This is a genomic window from Corynebacterium sp. HMSC055A01, assembly GCF_001809405.1.
GTDB classification, from domain to species: Bacteria; Actinomycetota; Actinomycetes; order Mycobacteriales; family Mycobacteriaceae; genus Corynebacterium; species Corynebacterium hesseae.
This window is the reverse complement of the sequence record NZ_KV797519.1, coordinates 19774-29878: the sequence shown is the minus strand read 5'-3', so window position 1 is coordinate 29878 and position 10105 is coordinate 19774. Positions and strand designations below refer to the sequence as shown.

Below are 10105 nucleotides of genomic sequence, written 5' to 3'. Positions count from 1 at the left end.
ATTTATCCACACGAAATGTCCCTTAAGCCCACAGGGGCGGGTTAAAGGACCAAACTAAAGGCACCATATGGAGACCTCCGACCCGAAAACACCAGGTAGATGGATACGGAAATCTGCATAAGGTGCCTTTAGTTTGGTCCCAGAACAGGCTGCTGTGCGCTAGCGGGTGAGGTATTGCTTTCCCGCCTGCGGATTGGGGATGAGGCGGTCGAGGCTGACTGGCTCCAGGCCCTTCGCGCGCAGTCCGTCGATGACGCAGTCTGCGGCCCCTACGGTTGTGGCGTGAATGTCGTGCATGAGGACGATGGAGCCGGGCTGCGCCCCGCTGACTGCGGCCTCACAGACGTGCTCGGAATTGCGGTCCTTCCAATCCACGGTGTCGACGGACCACAGGGCCTGTGCCTGGCCATTAGCCTTCGCAGCGGCGTCCACGGTGCCGTTGGTGGCACCGTACGGGGGACGCATCCACCGCGGGTTCTCACCCGTTGCTGCCTTGATTGCCGCGGCCCCGGCCTTGATCTCGCCGTCCACGTCGCTGGGGGAGAGCTTGTTGAGCTCGCGGTGGGATGCGGTGTGGTTTCCCACGGTGTGGCCCTCAGCCTTCATACGGCGCAGCAGATCCGGGTGCGCGGTGGCACTGGGAGCCAAGACCATGAAGCTGGCGTGGGCGTCCTTGGCCTTCAGGGTGTCGAGGAGCTGAGCGGTCAACTCGCCGGGGCCATCGTCATAGGTGATAGCCACGCAGTTGGAGCAGGTGGCATCAGCAACCGACTGCGACTGCTGTTTGCCGGTCGGCGCGGGCTTCGCAGCCGGCCGCGAGGAGCCGGCAAAGACAGGACTATTTTGAAGCTCCTTGGGAAGAGCATCGTAGGCGTCGTGCTCTAGTTGTTGGATGTCCTTCTGGACGTCGGGGAGCTGTGGCAACGTCGGCTGTTGAATCACCGGCTGGGGAAGCTCCACGGCAGCAGCGGCGCCAGGCAGGGCCGTGGCTGCTGCAAGGGCGATGAGGGAGCGGACAAGAACACTTTTTCGGCGCATGACAACCTTCCACAGACTTTCTTAAGACGCTTTATTGTCTGTCCGGTGAAGGTGGATTATCCCTAGTGACACGCAACTAGAGTGAAAGAAGTTAACTCCTGAGGTTTCGCTAGGCCCGTAATAGGGGTGATTTCGTTGCTTTTACCGAGAGGAGTACGCTCTACAGGTATTGGGGCATTAGCTCAGTTGGTAGAGCGTTGCGTTCGCAATGCAAAGGTCAGGGGTTCGATTCCCCTATGCTCCACAGGGCGCTCACACAGTGAGCGCCCTTTAGCTTTTCGCTTAACTTAGTCGGCATCCTTGAAGCGCTTGACCAGGACGATGTGCCCGCTTCTCTCGCTCACCGGCTCAAAGCCAAGGTGCAGGTAAAGGCGGTGGGCGCGGTCATTATCTTTAGCCACCGACAGCGAGATGCCTGGGGCGCCCATCTCGCGGGCGAGTTCGGTGGCGGCGTCGATAAGCATGGTGCCCACTCCCTGGCTGCGGAAGCGAGGTTCCACAGCTAGAGCAAGCTCTGGGATGCCTTCAATAACGTGGCCGAAACCATGGCGCTGCGCCGTTCCCCAGTTCAGCCACACGCCACCGGCAGGGACGTGGCCCTCCCAGGCGATGAAACCTCCGCGGGAAGGCTCCCAACCGCCGAGGTAGTAGTCAAAGCCTTCCTCGAAACCCGCAGGAAGCTCCTTGTGCTCATCGCCGAAGGTATCGGCGAGGAAATTGATGCGGGCCAGGTAGGTGCGGTCAGCTTCGGTGAGGGAAAGAAGATGCATAGCTTCCATGGTAGGACGCGGCGTGCACCACCTATGAGCCGTGCTCCCATTGGGAATAGGCCGAGGCATAGCGCCCGCCGAGGTCCATCAGCTCGGCGTGGGTGCCATCCTCGACGATCTGACCCTGTTCCATCACGATGATGCGGTCGGCCTCGCGAGCCTGGTCCAGGCGGTGGGCAACGACGAGCGCGGTGCGGCCCCTCGTGACTGCCTTGGCGGCGTGTTCGAGCACTTCGGCGTGCTCAGAGCCGGCTTCGGAGGTGGCCTCATCCATGATGAGCACCGGCGGCTGGCGCAGGATCATGCGGGCCAGGGAAAGCTGTTGCTCGGCTTCAGCGCCAATTTCCTCGTTGCCCGCACCAATGAGCGTATCGAGGCCCTGGGGCAGCCACCGCGAATGTTTATCCAAGCCCACGGTGTTAAGCGCCTGCCACAGCTCCTCATCGCTGGCGTCAGGTTTGGCCAGGAGCAGGTCCTCGCGCAAGGTGCCGGAGAAGAGATGGACTTCTTGGGTAATGAGCGCGACGTGCTCTGTAATCCACGTATTGGGCACTGAGGCGGTATCGATGCCATCGAGGCTGATGTTCCCCGCCGATGGGTACTGCAGGCCCGCCACGAGGGCGGCGAGCGTGGACTTACCCGCGCCGGAGGTACCAACTAGGGCGGTGGTGGTGCCGGCGGAGAGGGTTAGGGAGACGTCGTCAAGCACGCGTGCCCCGCCGGGGTAGGCGTAGGAAAGGTGATCAATGGTGATGGCCGGCGCGGAGGTTAGCCGGGGCGTGTCCTTGAGCTCCTTCGTACCAGCGCTGCTCTCCAGGGTGGCCAGAGCCACCGCGCGGCCGAGGGAGGTCACGGAATGCTGGATCTCGCCGGCGAAGAAGAGGATGTTGAATACGTGGATCTCCAGCCGCATGACCAGCAGCACAGCGGCGGTGGCCTCGCCAGGTGTCAGCCATTCCCACATCACCATGGGCACGGACATGAGGACGGAGCCCAGCAGCAACACCGCGAAGGCCAGGGCGCCTTGGCCCAGGATGCGGTTGATGAGCGGCACCTTGTCGCCCCAGGCCTGTACCGTGTCCCAGGAATAGCGCTCCATGCGTGCATGCGCCCAGTCTTTCAGGGAGAACTGGCGGAGGGTCTCCAGGGCGCGAATGGTGTCCAGCAGCACGTTGTTGCGGTAGGCCTCCACCGAGGACACCTCGTTGGCCACGGCGGGGATATCCCGCATGGTGCCGCGGATGAAGGGGTAGAGCAGACAACTCACCGCTATGAAGAGCAGCGCATAAGCGGGGTGGATGAAGATCATCATGAGCGCGGTCAGCGGCAGCATGAAGAGCGTGAGCACGAGGCGGTCACCCATCATGGAGATGGTCATGACGACGGTGTCGATGTCCTTGGACAGGCGCGTGATGATGTTGCCGGTGCCCAATTCCATGACGGCGGGCACGGGGGCGCCGAGGGTGGAATCCAGCGCTGAGGTGCGCAGATCTACCGAGAGACGGCGGGTAGTGGAGGTAACCAACAAGCGGCCCACTGTGCGGCCGGTGACCTCCACGAGGAAGCCCACCGCGATAACAACGAGCGCGCCCACCATGGCTGCGCGCCCCGTGCCAAGGATGGGGATCTCCACGCCCTGGATGATGTCCACGACGCGGCCAAGCACCTGGGAGACCAGGTTCATCATGATGACCGTAACGGTAAACAGTCCGAAGAAAAGGGCGATGCCAAGCCGACTGGGCGCACTGGGCAGGGTCTTCAGAAAACGGAGACACTCCCGCGGGGAGGCAGGTGCAAGGGCATCCGCGCGATCCTGCTGGCTCATAGCTCCACCACCTCATCGGCGTTGGCGGCCCACGTGGAGGCGGATGTAATGATCACGGTGGTCTTGCCGGCGCGCAGTTCACGCACGCGCTTGGCGACGTCCGCCAGGGTCAACGAATCCAGTCCCGTCGTGGGGTTGTCCAGCACGAGGACATCGGGGTCGAGGGCGAGCGCGCGGGCAAGCGCGACGCGCTGGCGCTGGCCGCCGGAGAGGTTGAGGCCGGCCTCACCGATGGGCGCGGTGGGTAGCTCGCCGTTGGGACCAAGCCCACCGAGGCGGATAACAATATCCTCGCAGGCGGAGGCGTGGAGGGCGTCGTGAAGCTGCGTAGCGCTAGCACTGCGGAGCGGATCGACGTTGTCCTGCAGGGTGCCCTCCAACACGGAGATGCGGTGTGGCGGGCACAAGGCGCCGTGCTCATGGAGGTAGCGCACCCAAGAGTCCACGGTGCTGCGCCCCTCTGTGCTGATAGGCATCCACACGTGCAAGCCGGGGGAGAGGTCAATCGGCGTGCCGGCGGCCTCGGTGGTGTTGGAAGAAAGCTGTCCGAGCAGCTCGCCGACGCGCTCCACGGAGGCACGCGCCCGCGCCCAGTTCTCCGTGAGCAGGCCGAGAGACACACCCAGCGCGGTGAGCGCGGGCGGGACGAGCATGGTGATCGCCATCATCCCGCCGGGGGCGATGCGGCCCTCGAAGGTTTCCCAGGAGGTCCAGGCAAGAATGCCCACGGCAAAGGACGCGGGAACCATCTGGCGCAGCCAGGCCATGAGGGAGGACAGCTTGGCCTCGCGGAGCATGGCACCCAAGGAGTTCTGGGCGGCGTCAGAAAAACGTTGGCGCGCGATGTCCTTGGCGCCGAGGCCTTTGATGACCCGGGAGCCTTGAGCAAAGTCCGTGGCGAGTGAAAGCGCGGTGTTCTCCAACTGGCGGCGGCGCGCGGCGATCCTCGTCAGCGGCTTCGTGGTGGCCCAGGAGGCCAGCGCGGTGGCGAGTGCACCAATCAGCAGCACAGCTGAGACCTGCCAGGAAATCGGGGCCAGGCTGACCACCGCGCCCAAGAGGTAGCCCACCATGACCAGTGGGAAGTTGAGGATCTGCTTGAGTTGGCCGATGTAGTGCGAATCCTCATCCATCGTGTTGAGCAGCCGGCCGGGGCTAATGCCTGCAGTGGAAGCGCTCAGCAACTTATCCAGCAGGTTAAGGCGCAGCGTATGGGTGGTGCGGGCTTGGGATAAGTCTGTGAAGGCATCCGCCGTGGCCTCGCAGATATAGGCGATGAAGAGGAGGATCGCCGTGGCCGCAAGCGGCAGCGCTACGGTGCGCCAGGAAGGCTCGGAGAAGGCATACTGCGTGGTCTGGCCGACGATGACGGAGACCAACGCGCCCAGCGGCGCGTTGATGAGGGTGGCAACGAAGATGCCGATAACGCCGGTGCGCTGGGCGCCGAGCAGACGCCACGTGGCTTTAGCTGGGCGGGAGAAGTTGGTGGTCTCGGTGAGGGAAACCTCGCCGGAAGGTGGCTCATCGGGGAGATACCACGACCACGTCCGCATGCGTGGATAGTGAGTCATAAAGACTCATCCTATAGCGCAAAAAAGGATGGATGAGTGATTCAGATTACGATCGGTGACTCACTGTGGGAACTTAAGCTAGGTGGTAATTTTCCACGTCATAGCCGTTGAACTCGCGGTCGACTCCATAATCATCGACGGAGCTAAACTGCGTGCCGTTTTCAATGGCAAAGCGCAGGTTGTCCACGCGGGTGGACGGATCGCCGCTCACGGCACCTGCGGGGAAATAAAAGGTCTCCCCGTTCTTGAGCTTGACTACGAGCGACTCAAAGCTCATGTCTGATCTCCTTGCCTGCTGTTGATAGGGCTTCCCGCGCAAAACAGCGCGCGGGCACCGATCTATGAGGATCGATGCCGATTAGCCTTCAATTCAAGCAGGTCGGACGCGCGGGGGCAACGCAGTGAGATCAAGGCAACGAAATGCACACCCCCAAGGTTGGGGGGTTAGTTCTCGTCCTCGGTCTGGAGGCGGTGCTTGCCCTCGGACTCGTGATCATCGGTGATGCGGGAGGTGTCGGCATCCTTCTTGTCGGCGTTGCTGACCTCAATCTCGGTCTCGACGGCGTCCTGGATGGCGGTTTCTTCCTCGCGGTGCTTGGCCAGCTGCTCATCGAGGGAACCCAGCAGCTCTTCATCGCGCTCGACGACGCCTTCCTCGGCCAAGTCGGACTCCTTCTTGGCGTCATCCTCGGTGGTGGAGGTGTAGACCAAGGTGGAACCCTGCGGTGCGGACGGGGAAGAGAAGTCCTCAACGCGCGGCGGGACGGCGGATTCCTTCTCCTTCTTCTGGGTGAAGAAGTAGTAGATGCCACCGCCGATGGCAGCAATGGCGGCAACCAGCGCGGAGATCAGCCAGATCTTCGAGCCCTTCTTCTTATCCTTGCCGCTGATGGCGCGGGCCTTCTTCTGCAGCTGGGCGCTTTGCTTCTGTGCCTTCTTCTCAGCCTTGGAAGCCTTCTTCTTGGCCTGCTTGCGGGCCTTGGTGGCCTTCTTTTCAGCCTGCCTCTGGGTCTTCTCCCACTTCTTGGTGGCCTTGTCCTGGGCGTCTGCGGCGGCAGCGGAGAGCTTCTCGGTTGCTTCCTCGCTGCGCTCCTTGAGCTGTTCGAGGGTGCGCTCGAGGCGGGCATGCGCGGCCTTGGTCACGGCACCGGCTTCGCGGCGTGCCTCCGGGAACCACTCGTCATCGCGCTCTTCCATGCGGGCGGCGGCGGTCTCCAGGACGGAGTAGGCCTCGCGAGCCTTTTCATCGCGGCGTTCCTTGAGGCGCTCCACCAGGGCGGAGGTGGCGCTAATTGCTGTGGACAGTGCGGTGGGGTTCATCGGGAGAGATGCTCCTTTACGTCAATGCTTGAGGCGATTGCTCGGTGGGTAACTGTTTATGGAGTGGTTGTCTGCGCCGGACGGGACACTGCACATGTGTGTCCGCGTTAGCGCTGGATACTCCCTTTCAGCGTAGTGGCGGCAGCTACGTCCTGCCACCACGGGACGAAAGTAGAGAGCGGTTCAAAGAAAATAGACAGCTTTGTACGGAACAGTGGCCTTTTTATTCACCACAGGTTTGGGCAACGGTGCAGCTGGCTGGGTTGGAAAGGTATGACCATTTCCTAAATGCTTTCGCTCAAAATGGACAGCTTGGTACGTTTTCCACCAACAGCACAGATGACCGACCACGATAACCTGCAGAGGAGGTGAGCATGTCCCCGCGACTCTCCGCATCCGCGCCACTAGACCAAATCAGCGAAGATACGCCTAAGCGACCACAGCGCACCGCTCTCTCCTTCGAGGTGATCCCACCGCGCCACGATGCGGACGCCAAAAAGATTGACCGTTTGCTCGACACGCTTGCCGCATATAACCCCGATTACATCGCCGTCACCAGCTCCCAGCGCTCCGGGTGGCTGGAGGGAACCGCGGCCTTCATTGAGAAGATTTCGCGCGATACCGCGATGCGTCCCCTGGCGCACCTGGCTTGTACTGCCGGCACGGAGGAAGAGCTCGTTGGCTGGATCGACACGCTCGTCGACGCCGGCGTGCGCGGCCTCCTCGCGCTTCGCGGCGACCTGCCCGAGGGCGGGATGCCCGAAGGCCACTTGCCGCACGCCGACTCCCTCGTCCGGCTCATCCGCCGCTGGGAATCCGCCCGCGTGGCGCGCTTGGCCGCTGGGCGCTTGGCCGTGGGCGTGGCTTGCTACCCCAACGGTCACGCCGAGTCCGCCACGGCGGACGAGGACATCGACGTTCTCCTGGCCAAGCAACGCCTCGGCGCTGACTTCGCCATCACCCAGCTCTTCTTTGACGCGGAGGATTACGTCCGCTTCGCCCAACGCGCCCGGCTGGCGGGCGTGCGCATTCCGCTCATCCCCGGGATCATGCCGATGACTAGCCGTGCTCGGGTGGAGCGAATGTGCCAGCTGTCCGGGCTGGACGGGCCACCGCAGGTGCTCGATCAGCTCGCGGCAGCGACCTCCCCCGAGGAAGAGAAAGAAATCGGGATGCAGCTTACGGCCTCCCTGGCGAAATCGGTGATGAACGCCGGCGCCGACGGGCTGCACATCTACACGCATAACAATCCAGACATTACGACTGACCTGCTACATCGAATTGGAGTTACCCCATGACCGCACCATTTCCCAAGGCAACGATTGAGGGCTATCCCCGCGTAGGTGCCCATCGTGAGCTTAAGCGCGCGCTGGAGTCCTACTGGTCCGGCAAGATTGATGCCGAGACCTTCGAATCCGCCGCGCACTCCCTGCGCCTCGATACCTACGCCCGCCTCAAGGAGCTGGGTCTCACTGAGGATTACGCCATCCCGGCGGACGTTGCGTACTACGACCACGTCCTCGAGACCGCGCTGACCGTGGGCGCTGCCCAGGGCGAGAGCCTCGATGACGAATTCACCTTGGCCCGCGGCAACAAGGACACCGCGCCGCTGGAGATGACCAAGTGGTTCGACACCAACTACCACTACATCGTCCCTGAAATCAGCGATGACCAGACCTTTAGTGCCCGCCCCCAGCGCGTGCTCAAGATCGTCGAGGAGGCTCGCGCCGCAGGCCACACCGTGCGCCCGGTCCTCGTTGGCCCCGTGACCCTGCTGGCCCTGTCCAAGCAGGCTGAGGGCGCCACCAAGCAGCCGCTCGACCGCCTCGATGAGCTCGTGGACTCCTACCTCACCGTGCTGGAGCAGCTTGCCGACGCCAACGTGGAGTGGCTCCAGCTCGTTGAGCCGGCCCTGGTCGCTGACCTCGCCGCGGCTGACGACGCCACCCTCGCCGCCGCGCTCAAGAGCTCTTATGGCCGCATCCTCGGCGCGAAGAAGCGACCGCAGGTCTACCTGACCACGCCCTATGGTTCCCTCAATGCTGGCCTCGACGCCATCGCTGAGCTCAAGCCGGAAGCGGTCCAGGTGGATCTCTCGGTGGGCACCTTGGCGCTGGACAATTCCTACCTCGAGCGCGTCGCCAAGCTTGCCGAAGCCACCCACCTCGCCGCCGGCCTTGTCGACGGCCGCAACGTCTGGGCCGCCAACCTGCGCGACCTGCGCGAAAAGCTCGAGACCCTGGGCGAAGGCGTCACCGTAACCACCTCCGTCTCCCTGCAGCACGTCCCGCACACCGTCGAGGCGGAGACCTCCCTGCCGGTCGACGTTGCCACCTGGTTCGCCTTCGCCGACGAGAAGGTCCGCGAGGTCGTGGCACTCGCCGCCGGCCCGCTCGACGCCCCGGAGGCATACGCGCAGGCCGACCGCGCCGTGCGCACCCGCGCCGAGTCCTCACGTATCCACAATCAGGCCGTGCAGGAGCGCACCGCGCAGCTGCCGGAGGGCCAGGTCCAGCGCCAGCCGGAGTTCGCGGAGCGCAACAAGGCACAGGAGGCCCTCGGCCTGCCGCAGCTGCCGACCACCACCATCGGTTCCTTCCCGCAGACCTCTGAGATCCGCGCCGCCCGCGCCGCGCACCGCAAGGGCGAGCTCTCCGACGCCGACTACACCGAGGCCCTGCGCAACGAGGTGAAGTCCGTCATCGAGCTGCAGGAGCGCTTGGGCCTCGACGTCCTGGTCCACGGCGAGCCGGAGCGCAACGACATGGTGCAGTACTTCGCCGAGCTTCTCGACGGCTTCGTCGTCACCGAGAACGGTTGGGTTCAGTCCTACGGATCCCGCTGCACCCGTCCGCCAATCGTGGTTGGTGACATCTTTCGCCCGAAGGCCATGACCACCGAGTGGGCGAAGTTCGCGCAGTCCCTGTCCGAGAAGCACGTCAAGGGCATGCTCACCGGCCCGGTGACCATCCTGGCCTGGTCCTTCGTGCGCGATGACGTCCACCAGTCCGTCTCCGCCGACCAGCTCGGCGTGGCGCTGGCCGACGAAGTCCGTGACCTCGAAGAGGCCGGCATCGACATCATCCAGATCGATGAGCCCGCCCTGCGTGAGTTGTTGCCGCTGCGCGAGAAGGACCGCAAGGCTTACCTCGACTGGGCGGTGCGCTCCTTCCGAGTGGTTTCCTTGCAGGCGAAGCCTGAAACCCAGATCCACACGCACCTTTGCTACTCGGAGTTTGGCCAGATCATCGACGCCGTCGCCGGCCTCGACGCCGACGTCACCTCCATCGAAGCTGCCCGCTCCCGCATGGAGCTGCTCGAGGATATCGATGAGAAGTTCCACTCCGAGATTGGCCCGGGCATCTACGACATCCACTCCCCGCGCATCCCGTCCGTGGCGGAGATGGCCGAGCTTATCCGCGCGGCACTCAAGAACGTGCCGGTCGAGCGCCTGTGGGTCAACCCGGACTGCGGCCTGAAGACCCGCGGCTACGAGGAGACCGAGGCCTCCCTGCGCAACCTGGTCCTCGCCCGTGACGAGGTCCGCGCCAGCCTCTAGGGGTTTAAATCTTTGGATTTAA

At 63.5% G+C, this 10105-nt stretch carries 8 protein-coding genes and 1 tRNA gene; 3 read left to right on the top strand and 6 right to left on the bottom strand.

Going from position 1 to position 10105, the window contains the following annotated elements; translation table 11 throughout:
- Nucleotides 1-159: 159 nt before the first annotated feature.
- Nucleotides 160-1038, bottom strand: a complete 879-nt coding sequence (locus HMPREF2604_RS00460) for a polysaccharide deacetylase family protein (protein ID WP_070562169.1) — start codon at nt 1036-1038, stop codon at nt 160-162.
- Nucleotides 1039-1209: 171 nt separating this feature from the next.
- On the opposite strand from HMPREF2604_RS00460, the gene HMPREF2604_RS00455 reads away from it, so the two are divergent.
- Nucleotides 1210-1282 (top strand) — tRNA-Ala (locus tag HMPREF2604_RS00455).
- 43 nt (nt 1283-1325) lie between these two features.
- On the opposite strand, the gene HMPREF2604_RS00450 is transcribed toward HMPREF2604_RS00455, so the two are convergent.
- The 5 genes from HMPREF2604_RS00450 to HMPREF2604_RS00430 all read right to left on the bottom strand — a co-directional run bounded on the left by HMPREF2604_RS00450 (nt 1326) and on the right by HMPREF2604_RS00430 (nt 6524).
- Entirely contained in the window at nt 1326-1817 is a 492-nt protein-coding gene (locus HMPREF2604_RS00450; RefSeq protein WP_070562166.1) for a GNAT family N-acetyltransferase, read from the bottom strand.
- A 22-nt stretch (nt 1818-1839) separates the two neighbouring features.
- Nucleotides 1840-3633: an ABC transporter ATP-binding protein gene (locus HMPREF2604_RS00445; protein WP_070562163.1), complete on the bottom strand. Its 1794-nt coding sequence runs from the start codon at nt 3631-3633 to the stop codon at nt 1840-1842.
- A complete protein-coding gene (locus tag HMPREF2604_RS00440) occupies nt 3630-5204 on the bottom strand; it encodes an ABC transporter transmembrane domain-containing protein (RefSeq protein WP_070562161.1) in 1575 nt (524 codons plus the stop codon). Before HMPREF2604_RS00440 ends, HMPREF2604_RS00445 begins: the two co-directional genes overlap by 4 nt.
- 73 nt (nt 5205-5277) lie before the next feature.
- The gene (locus HMPREF2604_RS00435; RefSeq protein ID WP_070562159.1) at nt 5278-5481 is read right to left on the bottom strand and encodes a hypothetical protein; all 204 of its coding nucleotides are present in this window, start codon (nt 5479-5481) and stop codon (nt 5278-5280) included.
- Between the two features lie 167 nt (nt 5482-5648).
- Nucleotides 5649-6524 carry a hypothetical protein gene (locus tag HMPREF2604_RS00430; protein ID WP_070562156.1) on the bottom strand — a complete coding sequence of 292 codons (876 nt, stop codon included), beginning with the start codon at nt 6522-6524 and terminating at the stop codon, nt 5649-5651.
- 374 nt (nt 6525-6898) lie between these two features.
- On the opposite strand from HMPREF2604_RS00430, the gene HMPREF2604_RS00425 reads away from it, so the two are divergent.
- Together HMPREF2604_RS00425 and metE are read left to right on the top strand one after the other, a co-directional pair.
- Nucleotides 6899-7822 (top strand): methylenetetrahydrofolate reductase, encoded by a 924-nt coding sequence (locus HMPREF2604_RS00425; protein ID WP_070562153.1) that lies wholly within the window; start codon nt 6899-6901, stop codon nt 7820-7822.
- Nucleotides 7819-10083 carry a 5-methyltetrahydropteroyltriglutamate--homocysteine S-methyltransferase gene (metE, locus tag HMPREF2604_RS00420; protein ID WP_070562150.1) on the top strand — a complete coding sequence of 755 codons (2265 nt, stop codon included), beginning with the start codon at nt 7819-7821 and terminating at the stop codon, nt 10081-10083. Before HMPREF2604_RS00425 ends, metE begins: the two co-directional genes overlap by 4 nt.
- Nucleotides 10084-10105 lie beyond the last annotated feature (22 nt).

Coding starts and splice junctions, on each gene's coding strand:
- HMPREF2604_RS00460 (WP_070562169.1), bottom strand. CDS start 1,038: ATGCGCCGAAAAAGTGTTCTTGTCCGCTCCCTCATCGCCCTTGCAGCA.
- HMPREF2604_RS00450 (WP_070562166.1), bottom strand. CDS start 1,817: ATGGAAGCTATGCATCTTCTTTCCCTCACCGAAGCTGACCGCACCTAC.
- HMPREF2604_RS00445 (WP_070562163.1), bottom strand. CDS start 3,633: ATGAGCCAGCAGGATCGCGCGGATGCCCTTGCACCTGCCTCCCCGCGG.
- HMPREF2604_RS00440 (WP_070562161.1), bottom strand. CDS start 5,204: ATGACTCACTATCCACGCATGCGGACGTGGTCGTGGTATCTCCCCGAT.
- HMPREF2604_RS00435 (WP_070562159.1), bottom strand. CDS start 5,481: ATGAGCTTTGAGTCGCTCGTAGTCAAGCTCAAGAACGGGGAGACCTTT.
- HMPREF2604_RS00430 (WP_070562156.1), bottom strand. CDS start 6,524: ATGAACCCCACCGCACTGTCCACAGCAATTAGCGCCACCTCCGCCCTG.
- HMPREF2604_RS00425 (WP_070562153.1), top strand. CDS start 6,899: ATGTCCCCGCGACTCTCCGCATCCGCGCCACTAGACCAAATCAGCGAA.
- metE (WP_070562150.1), top strand. CDS start 7,819: ATGACCGCACCATTTCCCAAGGCAACGATTGAGGGCTATCCCCGCGTA.